Origin of the sequence: Larkinella arboricola, assembly GCF_003259745.1 — a bacterium.
GTDB classification, from domain to species: domain Bacteria; phylum Bacteroidota; class Bacteroidia; order Cytophagales; family Spirosomataceae; genus Larkinella; species Larkinella arboricola.
On sequence record NZ_QLMC01000003.1, the window covers coordinates 421,501 to 440,754 of the forward strand.

At 53.0% G+C, this 19,254-nt stretch carries 16 protein-coding genes and 1 tRNA gene; 12 read left to right on the forward strand and 5 right to left on the reverse strand.

Annotated elements, in window-relative coordinates; genetic code table 11:
- Positions 1 to 273: 273 nt before the first annotated feature.
- Together LX87_RS13130 and LX87_RS13135 are read right to left on the reverse strand one after the other, a co-directional pair.
- Positions 274 to 1,446, reverse strand: a complete 1,173-nt coding sequence (locus LX87_RS13130; RefSeq protein WP_111628699.1) for an MFS transporter — start codon at positions 1,444 to 1,446, stop codon at positions 274 to 276.
- Between the two features lie 95 nt (positions 1,447 to 1,541).
- Positions 1,542 to 1,913 carry a hypothetical protein gene (locus LX87_RS13135; protein ID WP_111628700.1) on the reverse strand — a complete coding sequence of 124 codons (372 nt, stop codon included), beginning with the start codon at positions 1,911 to 1,913 and terminating at the stop codon, positions 1,542 to 1,544.
- Positions 1,914 to 2,203: 290 nt separating this feature from the next.
- Between LX87_RS13135 and LX87_RS13140 the strand changes: the two genes are divergently transcribed.
- The 10 genes from LX87_RS13140 to LX87_RS13185 all read left to right on the forward strand — a co-directional run bounded on the left by LX87_RS13140 (position 2,204) and on the right by LX87_RS13185 (position 13,696).
- Positions 2,204 to 3,154, forward strand: a complete 951-nt coding sequence (locus tag LX87_RS13140; protein ID WP_111629188.1) for an RraA family protein — start codon at positions 2,204 to 2,206, stop codon at positions 3,152 to 3,154.
- Positions 3,155 to 3,268: 114 nt separating this feature from the next.
- Complete coding sequence (locus LX87_RS13145; protein WP_111628701.1) at positions 3,269 to 4,537, forward strand: mandelate racemase/muconate lactonizing enzyme family protein; 1,269 nt, start codon at positions 3,269 to 3,271, stop codon at positions 4,535 to 4,537.
- A gap of 3 nt (positions 4,538 to 4,540) precedes the next feature.
- On the forward strand, positions 4,541 to 5,977 hold the full coding sequence (locus LX87_RS13150; protein ID WP_111628702.1) for an alpha/beta hydrolase family protein: 1,437 nt from the start codon (positions 4,541 to 4,543) through the stop codon (positions 5,975 to 5,977).
- Positions 5,978 to 5,985: 8 nt separating this feature from the next.
- A complete protein-coding gene (gene uxuA / locus LX87_RS13155) occupies positions 5,986 to 7,224 on the forward strand; it encodes a mannonate dehydratase (RefSeq protein WP_111628703.1) in 1,239 nt (412 codons plus the stop codon).
- Positions 7,225 to 7,295: 71 nt separating this feature from the next.
- The gene (locus LX87_RS13160) at positions 7,296 to 9,401 is read left to right on the forward strand and encodes an alpha-glucuronidase family glycosyl hydrolase (RefSeq protein WP_111628704.1); all 2,106 of its coding nucleotides are present in this window, start codon (positions 7,296 to 7,298) and stop codon (positions 9,399 to 9,401) included.
- Between the two features lie 22 nt (positions 9,402 to 9,423).
- Positions 9,424 to 10,200, forward strand: coding sequence for an SDR family NAD(P)-dependent oxidoreductase (locus LX87_RS13165; protein ID WP_211325306.1), 777 nt, complete (start codon positions 9,424 to 9,426; stop codon positions 10,198 to 10,200).
- Positions 10,201 to 10,224: 24 nt separating this feature from the next.
- Positions 10,225 to 11,106, forward strand: a complete 882-nt coding sequence (locus tag LX87_RS13170; RefSeq protein ID WP_111628705.1) for a sugar phosphate isomerase/epimerase family protein — start codon at positions 10,225 to 10,227, stop codon at positions 11,104 to 11,106.
- 15 nt (positions 11,107 to 11,121) lie between these two features.
- A complete protein-coding gene (locus LX87_RS13175; RefSeq protein ID WP_111628706.1) occupies positions 11,122 to 12,510 on the forward strand; it encodes an enolase C-terminal domain-like protein in 1,389 nt (462 codons plus the stop codon).
- 62 nt (positions 12,511 to 12,572) lie between these two features.
- The gene (locus tag LX87_RS29330; RefSeq protein ID WP_111628707.1) at positions 12,573 to 13,052 is read left to right on the forward strand and encodes a response regulator transcription factor; all 480 of its coding nucleotides are present in this window, start codon (positions 12,573 to 12,575) and stop codon (positions 13,050 to 13,052) included.
- A 113-nt stretch (positions 13,053 to 13,165) separates the two neighbouring features.
- Complete coding sequence (locus tag LX87_RS13185; RefSeq protein ID WP_111628708.1) at positions 13,166 to 13,696, forward strand: DUF4199 domain-containing protein; 531 nt, start codon at positions 13,166 to 13,168, stop codon at positions 13,694 to 13,696.
- A gap of 114 nt (positions 13,697 to 13,810) precedes the next feature.
- Here LX87_RS13185 and LX87_RS13190 read toward each other — a convergent pair.
- The 3 genes from LX87_RS13190 to LX87_RS13200 all read right to left on the reverse strand — a co-directional run bounded on the left by LX87_RS13190 (position 13,811) and on the right by LX87_RS13200 (position 17,199).
- Positions 13,811 to 13,884 (reverse strand) — tRNA-Pro (locus tag LX87_RS13190).
- Positions 13,885 to 13,985: 101 nt separating this feature from the next.
- Positions 13,986 to 16,379, reverse strand: coding sequence for a M1 family metallopeptidase (locus tag LX87_RS13195; RefSeq protein ID WP_111628709.1), 2,394 nt, complete (start codon positions 16,377 to 16,379; stop codon positions 13,986 to 13,988).
- 211 nt (positions 16,380 to 16,590) lie between these two features.
- Positions 16,591 to 17,199, reverse strand: coding sequence for a HupE/UreJ family protein (locus LX87_RS13200; protein WP_111628710.1), 609 nt, complete (start codon positions 17,197 to 17,199; stop codon positions 16,591 to 16,593).
- A 167-nt stretch (positions 17,200 to 17,366) separates the two neighbouring features.
- On the opposite strand from LX87_RS13200, the gene LX87_RS13205 reads away from it, so the two are divergent.
- Positions 17,367 to 18,338, forward strand: coding sequence for a zinc-dependent alcohol dehydrogenase family protein (locus tag LX87_RS13205; RefSeq protein WP_111628711.1), 972 nt, complete (start codon positions 17,367 to 17,369; stop codon positions 18,336 to 18,338).
- A 153-nt stretch (positions 18,339 to 18,491) separates the two neighbouring features.
- Complete coding sequence (locus LX87_RS13210; protein WP_111628712.1) at positions 18,492 to 19,196, forward strand: MotA/TolQ/ExbB proton channel family protein; 705 nt, start codon at positions 18,492 to 18,494, stop codon at positions 19,194 to 19,196.
- Positions 19,197 to 19,254 lie beyond the last annotated feature (58 nt).

Sequence of the window (19,254 nt, forward strand, 5' to 3'; positions counted from 1 at the left end):
TGCAGAATAATATTTGTTGCTATAAAAATTAGTTTTTGCACAGATATCTAAGAAAATTTTATATAAATAGTAACACGAAAAGCTTAAAAAGCCGTCTTTTTTTTGTTTTACGGATGATGAACGGTTACTGAAATTTTAGGAAAATAAATTTGCAAACCGGCAACCGGAAGCGCCGTTTCGCGGAGCCTGGTTTCATGGAGTGGTTTAGCGCCCCGCCAGACGATTCTCATGCCTATGGAGGAGGTATAAACTACCGGCAAACTGAACGCTGTTTTATTTCCTCCAGCTACTCAGCAGAAACAGAAAAGAGAGCGTTGAGAAAGCCGCGATAATGACAAAGGCCAGCGAAAACCGATCACTTTGGTTGTTGTATACAGACGCCGACAAATAAGCACCCAGCCCGATACCGGCCTCTAGCGCAATGTACATGGTTGCCAGAGCCCGCCCCCGATTGCCAGAATCACTCAAGTCAACCGTCCAGGCCTGGGCCGTTGGCGAATACATGCCGGATGCAATTCCAAAGACCACTCCAGCCAGCAAAAAAGAAAGCGTGGACGTGCTGAACGCCAGCAGAAGCATGGCAACTGTGATAATCAGCGACGCAATCCGCAATACCGGGCGACGACCGTGCTGATCAGAAACCTTTCCGGCCAGAAAGCGAATTGCCAGTGACGAAACGGTGAAAACCGTAAAAAATAATCCCTTATTCCCCACATGCAGCGCTTCGCTGTAATCAGGCGCCAGCGTAATGACGGCCCCAAAGCTAAAGGAGTTAAGGAACGTTACCAGCGACGGCGCAAACACCGCCGGTTCGAACACATCCCGGCGCGAAATGCGCAATAAACTCCACCGAAACGGCACCCGCTCGGCCAGCGTTTCTTTCATGTTCAGCAAAATCATAATCGATAGCAGGGCCAGCGTGGAAGAGGTATAAAATAACGGATTTAAGCCGAACGTCGAAGTGAGCCAGCTTCCCAGCGCCGGGCCAAAAGCCATTCCGACGCTACCGCTTAATCCGAGTACGCCCATCGCTTCGCCCCGGCGTTCATCGGGTACAATGTCGGCTACGTAAGCCGATGTGCCGGTTGGTTTAAAGCCGGTCGAAAAGCCGTGTACCAACCGCAGTAACAACAAAGCCGCAATACCGTTAAGCCCGGCCCACCCGACCATAGGGTATAAAAAACCGCAGACAAAGCACACCAGCGAACCCAACGCCATAACCGGCACCCGGCCAATGGTGTCCGTCAGCCGGCCGCTGAACGGTCTGGACAAACCGGCTGTCAACGTAAATAAGCTGATAATATACCCTTTATATTCGGCGCCACCCAGGCTGGTTAAATACCCCGGCAGTTCCGGAATCAGCATGTTAAAGCTGGCGAAGAAGAGAAACGAACTTAAACAAAGAAGAAAAAAAGCAGTGGTATAAATCGTACGCGGCTGTTCCATCCGCAAAAATAAAATAAAAAAGCTACCTCCGAATCAGAAGTAGCTTTCCTGCGCTTTCTTAACCTAAACTAATCCTACAGATCGTAAAAATCTTTCTATTTCATTGAAATCAGACGGGTTGGCTCCTGCACCGGCGTACCGATGTTAATCCGTTTTTTAACGCTGCCCTCCGACGAAATAAATTCCAGTTCATACTGGCCATCCGCTAATGCGCTAACGTCCAGTTTTGTGACAAACTTGCTCTGGCTCTTTCCGATAAACTTATTAAAGTATACGTCACCTTGCTTGCGAAGGACTACTGTTACCGATGAAGAAGTGGATTTTTCAACGGCCACCCAGATTTTATTTTCACGGGTTACAAACGTGTTTGTCTCAAACGAGCGGGATTTGGGCGTATTCGGGGTGGCCGTTGCGATGTTGGCGCTCAGTAACGTAGTGAAGAGTAGAGTTCCCAATAAGAATTTCATGGATGTTCGTATTTGTTGTTTGTTGTTCTTTCTGTTGTTGCTGTTCTGCTTATTAGCTGCCAATTGCTGTGCCAATAAATTAAACAATTGATAATCAGTAATTAACTTTTATACCTCTTTCCAAAAGTGTACGAACCCGGACAACTTCTGTCCGTAAGCGAACAATAAGGACACCGTTTTGGATCTTCTGGAACTGCTAAATTGAATCCCCCGGCAAACGGGTAGAAGTCTCCAATTATTTCCTTCTTCCGTCTAAATTCTAAACCATCTCTTGGTTCCTGAATACTATGATGAAACAAGTCTTTTTACCAGCCGTTGCGGTGGCATTGCTCAGTCTGGCGACAGTGTCGTTCGGGCAGCAGATTTCCCGCGAAGAATTGATCTTTCTGACGCCCGAATGGAAAGGCGAACGCTTCCCCGACGGACGCCCTAAAGTACCGGATGCCCTACTAAAACGCATGAAACTGGTGACCCACGAAGAAGCCTGGGCCACCATGAAAGGGTCGAACTACAAGTACCAGTATGCCGAAGGCTGGCAAACCATCAACCCCGACAGCGTACTGGTGGGCCGGGCACTCACGGCCACGTTCATGCCCGGGCGGCCCGACGTTCACCGCGTGACCGATAAGAAAGGCCACGAAAAAGATGGACGCGTGAAATCACAAAACGCCTGGCCCATTGATATGCTGGTGAAAGGCGATGTGTACGTGGTCGACCAGTTTGGTATGCACGAAGACGGTCCCACCATTGGCGACAACCTCGGCAACTCAATTTACGCCAAAACCGGCAACGGCATTGTCTACGAAGGCGCTATCCGCGACATTGCGGGTCTGAAAGAAATTGGCGGTTTTACATCCTACTTCCGCAGCTACCACCCCTCCCACCACCTCAACAACCCCGACGGCGAACTGAACACCACGCTGGTCGGCATCAACCGCCCGACGCGCATCGGCAAAGTGATGGTGATGCCCGGCGATGTGGTGCTGGGCCGCGACGGGGCCGTTACCTTCATTCCTCCACACCTGGTTGAGAAGGTTGTGAAAACCTCCGAAATCGTGCGGCTGCGAGATATGTTCGGCCACCAGCGGCTGCGCGAGCAGAAATACACCCCCGGCCAGATCGACAACCGCTGGTCGCCCGAGATCGAAAAAGACTTCTCGCAGTGGCTCAACGCGCACATTAGTGAGTTACCCGTTCCGAAAGAACAGATTCAGGATTATCTGAAAACCCGCACTTGGTAATGAGTTAGTACACAGGGTTAATCAGAGAACATCAGAGGTAATCAGGGACTCCTCCGATAAACTCTGATATCCTCTGATTAACCCTGTGTCATAACCTCACAAACTTCCAATCTCATGACCTCACGAAGATCTTTTCTCACTAAAAGCGCCATCGCCAGCGTCTTTGCCGCCACCTCCAGTTTCGGTGCCCCCTTAGAAACCGCCGTCGAACGAGCACCCCTCTCCTCCGCACCGTCCGACCTAAAAATCACCGACATCAAGTGCGGCTACATTCGCAACGGGCACAGCCTTTTCGTCAAGATTCATACCAACCAGGGTATCTGGGGCTGCGGGGAAGCCGTGGATGCCACGCCCGGCACCTACCACCTGGTGAAGATGATGGCCCAGCGCATCAAAGGCAAAAGCCCGCTGAACGTCAACCGCTTATTCGAAGACATTCGGCGCTCCGGTTTTTTTGAAGGCGCGCAGGCCGGCATGTATATCGCCGTGCTGTCCGCCGTTGAAACCGGTTTGTGGGATCTGGTCGGTAAAGCCCTCGGTTTGCCGGTTTATCAGTTGCTGGGTGGCAAATACCGCGACCGAATCCGGGTCTACTGCGACACGGGCACCTACCGCGATACCGACAAAAGCACGAACAATTTTGCCCAAAGCGCGAAGGAAGCCGTTCAGATGGGTTTTACGGCGGTGAAGTACGACATCGACGAATGGAACGATCCGGCCAAGTATGACCGCTACAACTGGACGGCCAGCCCCGGCGAACTGGAGCGGATGTACAACCAGATTGCCGCCGTGCGGAAAGCCGTGGGTCCCAAAATTGATATTTGCGTCGATATGCACGGACGGTATGACATGACAACGGGCAAACGGGTGGCCAAGATGATGGAACCGCTGAACCTGATGTTCCTGGAAGAACCCATTCCGGCCGAAAACGTGGAAGCATACAAGATCATTTCTGAATCGACCAGCACGCCCATCTGCGCGGGTGAAAACCATTACCTGGCCTACGGTTTTCGACGGATGCTGGAAATCGGTGCGGTGGACATCATTATGCCGGATTTGCAGAAAGCCGGTGGTCTGGGCGAAGGACAACGCATTGCCAACCTCGCTAACCTCTATTACGTGCCGTTTGCTCCGCACATGGTGGCGTCGTACCTGGGCGCAATGGCGTCCAGCCACGTCTGCGCGTCGGTCCCGAACTTCATGATTCTGGAGTGGCAGATTTATTTCCACGAAGACCCGATGTTCAAGGAAATCGTCACCTTCGACGGCCCGATGGTCAAAGATGGCTTTATTCCGCTCTCCGAAAAACCGGGGATTGGCGTCGAGATCAACGAAGAAGGCATGAAAAAATATGCCCCCAAAGACGTTCCCTTCTTTGTGTAGACCATGAAAAAAAATCTCTATGTAGGCCCCTTCGGATCGGTATTAGCGGTTTTGCTGTTGACGGTTTTGTCACTTCAAACCGTAAGGGCTCAAAGTCCGGATTTTTCGAAAATGAGCCCGGAAGAGCGCCGGGCGTACATGGACAAAATGCGCGCGGCTGCCCAGGAAGACTGGCAAAAAACGATGGACCAACTCCAGTTGAAACTGCCCGCCAACCTGCCCCCGCCCACCGACGATCCGAAGCGACCGCAGCACGTCAAGCAGCGGGAAGGCTCCAGTAACTGGTACGACGAAGCGGGGAACACCCATGTGCGCTCGGGCTGGGGCAACTGGACCAATTATGAAGAAAGTCAGGCGAATGCTTATACCCTGCCGAATCCGTTGATGCTGAAAAACGGGAAACCGGTCAAAACCGCAGCCATGTGGTGGAAGCAGCGTCGCCCGGAAATTCTGAACGACTACGAAACCGAGATTTACGGCAAAATCCCGAAGAACACGCCCAAAGTCACCTTTGAAGTAACCGGTCAGGACACGGCGGTCGGCGGCAAAGCCAACAAAAAGCTCATCATCGGCCGCATCGATAATTCGAAATACCCCAGCGCCACACCCCGAATCGAGCTGACGATGTACACCCCCGCCAACGCTTCCGGCCCGGTGCCTTTGATGGTGATCGTCTGGGGTGCTTTTCCGACGCCACTAGCCACCATCCGCAAAATCATCGAAACCGGCTGGGCCGTCGCGCTCTTCAACACCGGTCTGGTTCAGATGGACAGCGGGGCCGGTTTGCACAGCGGCATCATCGGTCTGGTGAACGAAGGCAAAGACCGCCAGCCCGACGACTGGGGCGTTTTGTCGGCCTGGAGCTGGGGCCTCAGCCGCGCCCTCGATTACCTGGAAACCGATAAAGCGATCAACCCGAAGCAGATCGGGATTCAGGGACACTCGCGCTGGGGCAAAACCGCCCTGCTGGCGGCTGCGCTGGATTCACGCTGGGCCATCGCCTTTCCGAGTTGCTCGGGTTCGTTGGGCGCTTCGCTCGAAAAACGGAATTTCGGCGAAACCATTGATAATGTAGCGGGATCAGGCGAGTATCATTGGATGGCGGGCAACTTTGTCAAGTATGGCAGAAACTGGCAGGCCATGCCCGTCGATGCCCACGAACTGATTGCCCTCGTCGCCCCGCGTCCGGTCTTTGTTACCGGCGGCACGAAAGACCAGTGGGCCGATCCGCACGGGATGTTTCTGGCCTGCGCGGCTGCCAGTCCGGTATATGAATTATTAGGTAAAAAAGGCATTGGAACGACGCAGATGCCCGCGCCGGATGTAGCCCTGATTACCGGGGAAGTCGCTTTTCGAAACCACGAAGGCGGGCACGTCGACTCGCTGGACTGGCCGGTTTTTCTGGAATTTGCCAAAAAATATTTTAACGACAAGAAATAGAGCTTTTAATGGGAATGCTACAAACGATGCGCTGGTTTGGGCCGCACGATCCGGTTTCGCTGATGGATATTCGTCAGGCGGGGTGTACCGGGGTGGTGACGGCTTTGCACCAGATTCCGGTCGGCGACGTCTGGACGATTGCGGAAATTGAGAAACGAAAACAATTGATCGAAGCCGATAACGAACGGTATGTCCCGTTGCATTGGGCGGTGGTCGAGAGCCTGCCGGTTCACGAAGACATCAAGAAAGGCCGTCCGACGCGCGATCAGTACATTGAAAATTACCGGCAGTCGCTGCGAAATCTGGCGGCTTGCGGCATCACCACGGTTTGCTACAATTTCATGCCGGTGCTCGACTGGTCGCGAACCAACCTGAGCTACGAAATGCCCGACGGTTCGCTGGCGCTGCGGTTTGTATGGGAAGATTTTGCGGTTTTCGATCTCTGCATTCTGAAACGCCCCGGCGCCGAAGCGGATTATGAACCGGCAGTGATCGAAGCCGCCCGGAGCAAATTTAGCCAGATGACGCCCGAACGAATCACCGAACTGAGCAACATTGTCCTGCTCGGTTTACCCGGTTCCGAAGAAGCGTTCACATTATCAACGTTTCAGGGTTTGTTGGACGAATACGCTACCATCAACGACCGGACGTTGCGGGACAATCTCTATCATTTCATCCGCGAAGTAGCGCCGGTGGCCGAATCTGTGGGCATCAACCTCTGCATTCACCCCGACGATCCGCCGAGGCCGCTGCTGGGTTTGCCGCGTATCGTCAGCACCGAAGCCGATCTGGCCGAACTGATGGCAGCTTGTGACACGACGGCCAACGGGATCACCTTCTGCACCGGTTCGCTGGGCATCCGGCCCGACAACGATCTGCCCGGCATCGTCCGGCGGTTTGGCAGCCGGATTCATTTTATTCACCTGCGAACGACGAAACGGGAACGGTCCGACGATTCGGGCAACCCGCTTAATTTCCACGAAGCCGACCATTTGGCGGGCGATGTGGATATGTATGCGGTCATCAAGGAAATTGTGTTGGAACAAAACCGGCGGGCCCAAACCGGCGTGGGCGTTACGTCCATCCCGATGCGCCCCGACCACGGCCACCAGATGCTCGACGACCTGCACAAAAAAACCTATCCGGGCTACTCGGCCATTGGCCGTCTGCGCGGACTAGCGGAATTGCGCGGGCTTGAGTTAGGAATTACGCGGGCATTGGAAGATCAAATTATTTCGCAGAGTTAAGCGGAGTTAAAAGGAGTTTATCAGAGGCTCCGCTTAACTCTGATGTCCTCCGCGAAACAACTTTTAAAAGCATGAAGTATACGCTTTTATTCTTCGTATTGCTCACCTCACTCTGCCACGCCGGAGCGCCGGACCGTGACGACGGTTACCGCTTGTGGCTGAAATACGACCTGATCAACGACGCCAGCCGCCGAGCCGCCTACGCCCGTTCGGCCCCGTTCATCGTGCTCAATAGCAATTCCCCGGTGTTGAAAACAGCTGCCGAAGAGTTGCAAACCGGTTTGCGGGGCTTACTCGGAAAAACCGTCCCGATCGTCGCCAGCGCGGGCGGCAAAACCGGTGGCATTATCCTGAAAACCGATACCAGTCTGCCACAACTGAACGACGAAGGGTATCAAATCCGTAGCCAACCAAACATTACCATTTCCGGAAAAACCGACGCCGGGGTGCTGTACGGCGCGTTTGCGTTCCTGCGCCACCTGCAAACCGGGCAACCCATCGGCAACCTTGCGCTGACCAGCAATCCGAAAATTCGGGTGCGGATGCTGAACCACTGGGACAATACCGACGGCAGCATCGAACGGGGTTACGCCGGTTCGTCGCTCTGGAAATGGTACGAACTGCCCGAACGCATCGACCCGCGCTACCGGGATTACGCCCGCGCCAATGCCTCCATCGGTATCAACGGAACCGTCGTCAACAACGTCAACGCCAGTTCCCGGTTTCTGACCGCCGAGTATTTGGAGAAAGTAGCCGCCCTGGCGAATGTGTTCCGGCCCTACGGCATCAAAATCTATTTATCCGTTTACTTTCCGGCACCGAAAACGATTGGTGGTTTAAAAACCGCCGACCCGCTCGATCCGGAAGTCAATAAATGGTGGGCTGACAAGGCCAACGAGATCTACAAGCTCATTCCGGATTTTGGCGGTTTTCTGGTCAAGGCCAATTCGGAAGGGCAGCCCGGTCCGCAGGACTACAACCGCACCCACGCCGACGGCGCCAACATGCTTGCCAAAGCGCTGGCTCCCCACAAAGGCATTGTCATCTGGCGGGCATTCGTCTACAAAGCCGATGGAAAAGCCGACCGTTTCAAAGCGGCTTACGATGAATTCAAACCGCTGGACGGGCAGTTTGAGAAAAACGTCATTGTCCAGGTCAAAAACGGCCCGATTGATTTTCAGCCCCGGGAACCGTTTTCGCCCATCTTCGGCATGATGCCCCAAACGCCACTGGGCCTGGAATTTCAGATCACCCAGGAATACCTCGGTTTTGCAACGCACCTCGTTTATGAAGCGCCTATTTTCAAGGAATGCCTCGATTCGGATACGTATGTAAAAGGCAAGGGGTCAACCGTGGCGAAAGTCATCGACGGCAGTCTACACAATTACCCACTGACCGCCATTGCGGGCGTCGCCAACACCGGCTCCGACCGCAACTGGACCGGCCACCCGCTCGCGCAGGCCAACTGGTATGCCTTCGGACGGCTGGCCTGGGATCATACGCTGTCGTCGGAAGCCATCGCCCGTGAATGGACCCAAATGACCCTGACGACGGAACCGCCATCGGTCAAAACCGTCACGGAGATGCTGCTGAAGTCGCGGGAGATTTATGTCAATTACAACACGCCACTGGGCCTTTCGCGTCCGTGGACGGGCGCGCATTTTGCGCCGGAACCCTGGCAAAACCGCAGTTCGCGCCCGGATTGGACCGCCGTTTATTATCACCGCGCCGACTCCACGGGTCTGGGCTTCGACCGCACGACCAGCGGCAGCAACGCCCTGGCGCAATACCGCCCGGAAGTACAGCAGCAATGGAATAATCCGGAAACCTGCCCGCTGCCCTATTTGCTCTGGTTCCACCATGTTCCGTGGGCGAAAAAACTGAGTTCGGGCCGGACGCTCTGGGATGAGCTTTGTACGCGATTTTATACCGGTGCCGATTCGGTCGGCTGGCTGCAAAAACAGTGGGCGCAGGTCAAAAAAGACGTAGATCCCGAAACCTTCGATAATGTAGCCGGGCGATTGGCGACGCAGCAGAAAGAAGCCATCTGGTGGCGCGACGCCTGGGTGTTGTACCTCCAGGAATTTGCCCGGCAACCCATTCCCAAACCGTTCAAAAAACCGGATCGAACCCTAAAAGAAGTCAAGGAATCAGTACAGGTTTATCTGGTCCGATAAGCCGCCTTTAAACCCCAACAACGTGCAATCAATAGAAAATCAACCGAATGTATTTTCATTAACCGGCAAACTGGCCCTGATTACTGGCGGAGGAACCGGTATAGGCTTTGACATTGCCCGCTGCATGGTGCAGGCCGGAGCCACCGTCGTGATTACCGGACGCCGGGAAGAGCCGCTCCGTGAAGCCGTTAGCCAACTGGGCGAAAACGCGCACTATTTTGTCAATGATGTCGCGAATCTGGAAGGGCTGGAAGGACTGGTGGAGCAAATTGAAACGACGCTCGGGCCGATCGACATTCTGGTAAACAATGCCGGAATCAATCTGAAAAAACCGGCCCTGGAAGTCACCGACGAAGAATTCAGCCGCATCATTCAGACCAACCTAACGGCGGTTTTTGCGCTAACGCGGGCCTGCGCCCGGCGGATGGTGCCCCGGCGGAGCGGCTCTATCCTGATGATTTCGTCGATGGCGGCCTATTACGGTATTGATCGCGTGGCCGCTTATGCAGCCTCGAAATCGGGCGTGGAGGGCATGGTGAAAGTGCTGGCGTCAGAGTTTTCGCCCCACAACGTCCGGGTCAACGCCATTGCTCCGGGATTTATCGAAACTGCCATGAGCAAGATTGCGATGGGTGGCGATCCCGACCGGCGCGACCGCGCCATGCGCCGGACGCCGATGGGCCATTTTGGCAAACCGGAAGACATTGGCTATGCCGCCGTTTTCCTGTCGTCGGAAGCCGCCCGCTATATTACCGGTGCCTCGTTGCCCGTCGATGGCGGTAATTCCATCGGATTTTAAACCAAGCGTAACTATTCCTTAGCCATGAATAAAATAACCCGAAAAACCTTCCTTGAAGAAGTATCGCTGCTGACTGGAGCTTCCTTACTGGCCGGTTCATCTATCGCTGCGGTTCCCAATTTCAAAAAATCGCAGATGAAGCTGGGACTGGTGACCTACTTGTGGGGCAAAGACTGGGATGTTCCGACCCTGATTAAAAACTGTACCACCGCCGGAATTGGGGGCGTGGAACTGCGGGTCGAGCATGCCCACGGTGTGATGCCTGAGCTGCCCGCGGCCCAACGCCAGGAAGTGAAAAAGCGATTTGCCGATAGCCCGGTGAAAGTGGTCGGTCTGGGAACCAATGAGCAGTACGATTCCCCGGACCCGGAACGACTGCGAAAATCCATTGAACGCACGAAGGAATTCATTCGGCTCAGCGCCGACGTGGGCGGTTCGGGCGTCAAGGTGAAGCCCAACCAGTTTCACAAGGACGTACCCCGGGAAAAAACGCTGGAACAGATAGGTCGCTCGCTGGATGAACTGGCAAAGTACGCGGCTGATTTCGGGCAGCAGATTCGCCTGGAAGTGCACGGCAACGAAACGCAGGAACTGCCGAACATCAAAACCATCATGGACCACGCGCCAAACAAAAATGCGACGGTTTGCTGGAATTGTAACCCGGAAGATCTGAACGGAAAAGGGCTGGAATACAACTTCAATCTGGTCAAAAACCGCTTTGGCGACATCTGCCACGTCCGCGAGTTGAATGACACCAGCTATCCGTATCAGCAATTGATGAATCTGTTCGTGAAGAACAATTACAAAGGCTGGATTCTGCTCGAATGCCGCACCAACCCAACCGACAAAGTAGCGGCCCTGATCGAACAGCGCCAGCTTTTTGAGAAAATGACTTCCCAGGCTTAAAAATTGGCAGAACGTATGAACCGCCGGGAATTTCTTGGATACACAGGTGCCTTAACCGCCGTTGGCCTGAACGGTTTTTCGCCGGAATCGCAGGCGATGAGCAAACCGAAAAAACCGTTGGCGAACATCAAAATCCGCAACGTTAGCTCCAATTTTGAGCGCGAACCACTGAATCCATACCGGTTTAAAGGCAGCGCGATTACTGATAGCTGGCAGGCCATTGCGCTGCTCGAATCGGAATCGGGCATCCGAAAAATCGGGCTGGGAACGCAGGGCGTTTTGTGGTCAGACTCCAGCGTATTTGCCGCCCATTCCGAAAGTGCCGGAAACGCGCTGATGTATGCCATGAGCGAACGGGCGTTGCAACTCATCAAAGGCACCTCGTTTACCACGCCGGTCGAGTTGCTGGATACAGTGTTGCCGGAAGTGCTGGCCTACGGCAAAAAAATTACCGGGAATCCGAATTTGCGGAAAACGTTCGCGCTGAATGCGCTGGTCTGCGTCGATAATGCCGCCTGGCTGCTCTACGCGCAGGAAAATAAGCTAACTCGCTTCGACGACATGATTCCGGCGGCTTACCGACCGGGCCTGTCGTATCGGCATAAAGCCGTGGCCAGCATTCCGTCGTTCAGCGTGGGCACCACCGCCGAACGCATCAAAACTGCGGCTGACGAAGGCTATTTTATCATGAAGCTGAAAACCGGTTCGGCTGGAACGCAGGCCGAGATGATCGAGAAGGACATTGCCTTTCTGACGGCGGTCCACAAAGCCATCGGGCATTACGAAACGCCGTACACGAAAACCGGTAAAATACCGTATTACTTCGATGCTAACGGGCGCTACGAGAAGAAAGAAACCTTGCTGCGGTTTCTGGACCACGCCAAAAAAATCGGTGCGTTCGACCAGATTGCGGTGATTGAAGAACCGTTTGAGGAAAACAACGAGGTGTTTGTGGGTGATCTGGGCGTACGGGTGGCTGCCGACGAAAGTGCGCATACCGTCGAGGATGCCGCCCGCCGGATTGAGCAGGGCTATTCGGCCATTGCCGTGAAAGCGATTGCTAAAACGCTCAGCATGACAATGAAAATTACGCAACTGGCGTACGAAAAGAAAATCCCCTGTTTCTGCGCCGACCTGACGGTTAATCCGATTCTGGTGGATTGGAACAAAGCCGTAGCGGCCCGGTTGTCGCCGTTTCCGGGCATGACGGTCGGTTTGCAGGAAACCAACGGGCATCAGTATTACAAAAACTGGGATAAACTCATGTCGTATCATCCCAAAGCCGGGGCAGCCTGGACGAAAACCGTTAAAGGCGTTTACCCGACCGACCAGTCTTTCTACGACCAGAGTGGCGGTATTCTGGAACCGTCGGCGCATTACGAAGCGCTTTTTGCGGATAAATAGGCTCGGAAATACCGTTCCAAACCGTTACTTTTCTGTTTCCAGCCAACACCCTGTCAATAGAAATGCACGGACTCGTTCGTTTTCTGATCCGAAACAAGATCGCCATCCTCTACGGTATTTCGCTGGCGTTGCTGTTGTTTCTGTTGAAATGGCTGGAACTCCGGTTTTTGATCGTCAACCACGCCATCGAAATTTATGTTGGTGCCATTGCCCTGCTCTTTACGGGTTTAGGCATCTGGCTAGCGCAAAAGCTGACCCGCCCCAAAGTAGAAACCGTTGTTGTCGAAAAAGCCGTTTATCAACCCACCCCGCCGGTTTTCAGCCTGAACGAAGAAGCACTCGACAAAACCGGTTTGAGCAAACGGGAGCTGGAAGTGCTACAACTGATCGCCGAAGGATTGAGCAATCAGGAAATCGCAGCCCGTCTGTTCGTATCGCTCAATACCGTCAAAACGCATTCGTCGAATGTGCTGGAAAAACTGGATGTAAAACGTCGGACGCAGGCCGTCGAAAAAGCCAGACGGCTCCGTCTGATTCCCTGATGGCAATCCTTCTTAAGTAGGATTTTCAGGCCAGACTGGCTAAATCACCCGAAAGAATGAGCGCCAAATCAGCCTGACGACCCACTTTTGCCCCGATATCAACTTCCTTCCTCATGAAAAAAATCATTCTGATTTGCGGACTCATCGCCGGTTTTATCCTCACCGCGACGATGATCATTTCGACGGCCCTATGCTACGCTAACGAAAATTTCGAAAGCAACATGGCGCTGGGCTACGCGTCGATGGTGCTGGCGTTTTCACTGATTTTTGTAGGCATTAAAAACTACCGGGACAACTACAACCACCGCGTGATTTCGTTCGGAAAAGCGTTTAAAATCGGTTTGTCTATCACCCTGATTGCCTCCACAATGTATGTGCTCGTCTGGCTGATTGATTATTACGTATTTATGCCGGATTTCATGGATAAATACACAGCGCATGTTCTGAAAGAAGCCAAAACCGCCGGGGCCAGTGCGGCAGAACTTGCGACAAAAGCCGACGAAATGAAAAGTTATCAGGAAATGTATAAAAACCCGTTGCTGGTGGTTTTGCTAACCTATTCCGAAGTGCTACCGATTGGTTTGGTTATCTCACTGATTTGTGCATTCCTCCTTAAAAAGAACAACCAGACGCAGCCGGCTTAAAGGGCCATGAAGAACCCTGGCGGTTTTTGGCGAAACCTGCGGCATCTGGTTCAGCTTCATCAGGTATAAAACAAAAAAGGCGAAACAGAAATTTCTGTTTCGCCTGTAGGCCAGTCGGGATGGCGGGATTCGAACCCACGACCCCTTGCACCCCATGCAAGTACACTACCTGGCTGTGCTACATCCCGAATCGGGTGCAAATATACAAAAGTTACGCACACTGCATAGTACCTGCGCACGAAAGTTGGCGAAGGAGTAGTTTTTCACCAACTTTCGTGCGCAGATCCGTTTAATTTTTGTTAGCTCCCCCCTGACGAGCCGGTGGCTGTGTGGCCGGGCGCTGCTCCTGCATCGGGTTGGTGGGACGTCGGCTCTGCTGCTTGAACAACTGGAAACGCGTCGGCTTCGACACCCGTGGGAATGAATTATTGTCGGTATCGATGTCGGCAATTTCCTGGAAGGGGTCCAGCGTCCACTGCACCACCCGCTTTGAGGTGGCAATCACCTTCTGAATCTGCGCATCATTGAACCGCCAGATCTCGGCCGGAAAACGAGCCACCGAATCCGTACCGTCTTCAAACTCCATGCGGATAATCACCGGCATCGGTAAGCCGCCTTTGTTCTTCAGCGTCAGCGTGTAAAAATTATTTTTTGATTCCAGTGTCTTGCGCTCTTCATCTGACAAGCTCGCCAGGTATGCCTGATACCGCTGCTTATCGGCTTCCGTCACCGCAAACGGGTCGTAGCTGTTGTAAAAATCCTTCATCGTCGAATCCTGAGCAACCACGGTTTGATCTTTGGTAGCCGCATCGCGGATCTTACTCATGGTCTTGGCTTTAGCCTCGGCTTCAGCACGGGCCAAGGCTTTTTCGACTTCGGGGTTCTGGGTGTTGACCGTAAACCAGTCCACTTCGACCAAATCCTGATCGACGGGCTCGACGCCGTAGAACCAGCCTTTCCAGAACCAGTCCAGATCAACGCCCGAGGCATCTTCCATCGTGCGGAAGAAGTCGGCGGGGGTGGGGTTCTTAAACTTCCAGCGGTTGGCATATTCTTTAAAAGCGTAGTCGAACAGCTCGCGACCCATGACGGTTTCCCGCAGAATGTTTAGGGCCGTAGCCGGTTTTGCGTAGGCGTTCGGCCCCAGACTAATCACGTTCTCGGATGAGGTCATTATCGGGGACAAAACCGACTTGTCAGATTTCATGTAGTCGACAATCTGGTTGGGCTCACCGCGACGGGTCGGAAATTTGTAATCCCACTCTTTTTCGGCCAGGTACTGACAGAATGTATTCAGCCCTTCGTCCATCCAGGCCCATTGCCGCTCGTCGGAATTGACGATCATCGGGAAAAAGTTGTGGCCCACTTCGTGAATAATCACTCCGATCATGCCAGCTTTTACCGCTTCCGAATAGGTGCCATCCGGTTCGGGTCGACCGCCGTTGAAGCTGATCATCGGATATTCCATGCCACCGCCCGGCGTACCGTGGCACGAAATGGCCACTGGATACGGGTATTTGAAGGTGCGGTTTCCGTACGATTTCAGCGTATGCTCAACGGCCCGCGTCGAATACTGCTCCCACAATGGGTTACCTTCTTTGGGGTAGAACGACATACTCCAGATTTTCTTGCCGTCGCCGTAGACATCGGTTTGCATGGCATCCCAGATGAATTTGCGCGAGGAGGCAAAAGCAAAATCCCGCACGTTATCGGCTTTGTAAATCCAGGTTTTCTTGCCCGTCGGTTTGCCTTTTTCGGCGGCCTCGGCTTCGGCCTGTGTTACAATCACAACGGGGGTTTTGGCGTTAGCGGCTTTCTGCATCCGTTGTTGCTGCGTGGGCGTCAGTACCTGTTTGTAGTTCTGACACTCGCCCGATGCCGCTACGATATGGTCGTTGGGCACGGTGATGGCTACTTTGTAGTTACCGAAAATGAGCGTAAACTCGCCCTGACCCAGAAACTGCTTGTGCTGCCAGCCGTTCACATCGTCGTAAGCCGCCAGACGCGGAAACCAGTGCGCGATGAAGTAGTTGTAGTTGCCGTCTTTCGGAAAGTATTCATACCCGCTGCGGCCGTAATACTCCGTAATCAGGTAGTTCCAGTCAACGCCAAATGAGAAGTTCTGCCCCGTTTTCAACGGTGTGGGCAGGTCGATGCGCATCATGGTTCCGTTGATGGTGTACTTCAACGGTTTTCCGGCTTTGTCTTTCACCGCCGTGATCTTATAACCGTATTCCCGATCCGGACCGCTGTTTCGGCCTGCCCGGCCGCCGGTGGCCGTCAGCGCACTCAAAGAAGCCGCTGACATCCCGTTTTCATTTACACTTCCGGTCCGGGTAACTCCGCCGATGGAGCCTTTTTCGAACAGGTTCTGCTCCAGTTGCAGCCAGATATATTTCAGTTCATCGGGCGAGCTATTAAAGTAAGTGATCGTTTCTGATCCGATAATTTTCTGGTTGGCGTCGTCGAGTTCAACCTTGATATCGTAGTCGGCGCGGTTCTGGAAAAAATCCCGGCCCGGTGAGCCCGAAGCCGTGCGAAACGTATTGGGCGTCGGCAACAACGGTCCCATCTGTTCAAAGCGGTCGTTGGCCTTGTAATTGGGCGATGGCTGCAATTGGGCCTTAGCACCAAATACAATTGCGGTCAATCCCGCAACCAATACATGAAATCTAAATTTCATAGTTAGGTGTCAAAATAAAATTTGTGATGAATGTAGCAATGAAATTACGAAAAAGCCTTTAACTATAGGTATCCGATAAACGTCCGGAAAGCCATAGCTATTAAAGATTCTATTTATACTTTTTATTTTCCTAGTCCACAAGTCCCTGAACCTAAGAATAAACGCAAATCCGTGTTTGATTTGCCGCTATTCGTTCAATGAACTGCGTGCATCAGAAAAGCCCGGCGAGGTATTCGTTGCCGATAATTAACGAAAGCGCCATTCCAACCACAATACCGGAAACAACCAGATTCCAGTCGTGCCGACGAACCCGCATTAGTTCGATCAGGAAAAAGGCGGCTACAAGCACGGCGATCACAATAAAAATCTGTCCTAGTTCCAGACCCAGATTGAAGGCAAACAACGGTTTAATAATGCCGGACTCCTGCCCCAGCAGACTCCGCAGGTAATTGGAAAAACCCATCCCGTGAATCAGGCCGAACACCAAAGCCAGCACATACCGCCCCGGCGCCTGTTTGGGATGTTCAGTAAACAGGCTTTTGGGAACTTTGTAAAACAAGTTTGTAACGGCCGTAATCAGGATGGTTACCGGAATAAGCAGTTCGATCAAATCCGTGCTGTAATTGATGACCTGCAAGGTGGCCAGCGCCAGCGTAAGCGAGTGACCGATCGTGAAAGCCGTCACCAGAATCAGGACCTGTTTCCACTGGTTAATCGTATAAATGGCGCACAGCGCGATAACAAATAAAATGTGGTCGTAGCCACCCGGATCGGTAATGTGCGAGAAGCCCAGTTGGAGGTAAGCCCAGAATTCACTCATACGGCAGATTGATGCTATTTAATGGAGTTGGGGATAGAATAGTTCGGTGGAATTCCGCAAAAATAGAAAGTTTGTCTATTCAGACCTACTTTACAATCGGTAACTACAGATTGCCTTGTACTTTTGCGGAATATACGTTTGTTCGCCCAACAACATTCCTCTTACCCATGCAAACCGTTACCTTCTCGTCCATTGGCAAACCGACCGACGTTCTCCGGGTTATTGAAGCCCCGTTACCCGAACCAGGACCCGGTGAGGTCCGGATCAAAGTCATCGCCAGTCCGATCAATCCGTCGGATCTGTTGTTTGTCCAGAATATGTACGGCACCCAGCCCGAATTGCCTTCCGGAACGGGTTTTGAAGGCGTCGGCATTGTCGACAAACTGGGCGAAGGCGTTACCATGCGCACGGGCATCCGAGTGAGCTTTACAGCCATCGGAGCCTGGTCGGAATACGTGCTGGCCAACCAGCGCAGTCTGATTCCGGTGCCCGATGCACTGTCCGACGAGGTAGCCGCCCAATTGTTTGTCAACCCGTTCTCGGCCTACGCCATGGTGGAAGAGTCGGGCCTTCAGCCGGGGCAGTGGGTGCTGCTGACAGCCGCCGGATCGTCGTTCAGCAAACTGGTGATCCAGTTGTGCAAAATGAAAGGAATTCAGACCATCGGTACGGTCCGGCACAACGACCTTGATCACGAACTGAAAGCCCTCGGATTAACCGAAATTATCAATACCGAAAAGGAAAAACTCACAACCCGCGTCAAAGCCATTACGCAGGGGCGGGGCGTTTCGTGTGTGCTGGAAGCCGTGGGCGGCAACACCACATCCGACGCGCTGAAATGCCTGGCCAAAGGCGGTACGATGCTGCTCTACGGGGTGCTGAGTCTGCAAAACCCGTCGCTCAATGCGGGGCTGATTATTTTCCGGGAACTCACCATCAAAGGATTCTGGCTGACCGACTGGATGCGCCGGGTCGACAGCCAGAAGCGGCAGAGTGTGGCCCGCAATGTGCTTACGCTGCTCGTAAGCGGCCAGATTCAGTTACCGGTCGAAGCAACGTATCCGCTTACCGACCTGAAAAAAGCCATTGAACACAGCGAACGGGCCGGACGACGCGGAAAGATTCTGTTAAAAGCCTAAATACTAAGTTTTCTAACCATTTCTCTGTATTGTTTCGTTATATTTGGACACGTATCATTTACAATAAATCCGGCCAGAAAGGCGTTGACAAACCAAGGCTTCTGCACCGGTTTAGTGGCAACGATAAAACCGATTATCTGATTTACAGCGCACATGATTCTATTACAAGTTCCGACGACGGGTACCTCAGCCGTCGATTCTACGGCAGCCGCAGCTCCGGCCCAAAGTATGCAACTCTTCGATCTGGTCGCCAAAGGCGGTTGGGTCATGGTCCCGATCTCCATCCTGTTTTTTCTGACGTTGTACCTCATTATCGAGCGCTGGCTGTTTATTCGCAGCAATACCCGCGTCGACGATAATTTCATCGACAACGTGAAGGATATGGTGATGCAGGGCAATATTAAATCCGCCGAATCCTTCTGTAAAAACCAGCGGAATTCCATTGGCCGGATTTTTGAAAAAGCCGTGGGACGCATCGGTTCACCCATTAAGGACATTGAAGGAACGCTGGAAACCGTCGGACAGATTGAGTTGTCGCGGCTGGAACGGAACCTGGGTTATCTGGGGATAATTGCCGGTATTGCGCCGATGCTCGGTTTTATCGGTACCATTTCGGGGATTATCCGGATTTTCTACGACATTTCGCTGTCGGACAACATCAGCGTCGGAATTATCGCCGGTGGTCTTTATGAAAAAATGATCACGTCCGGTGCCGGTCTGATTGTGGGGGTTATTGCCTACACCGGCTACCACCTGCTTAACATGCTCATTGAGAAGTTCACGCTGAAGCTGGAAGTCAACTCGTTCGAGTTTATGGAAGTGTTGCAGAAACCAACCGAAGCCGCGCGGGTTCGATAAATTTTAAGTTAGACAAGAGAAGATAGACCGGAGATAAAAGACCGTTTATAACCCTCTT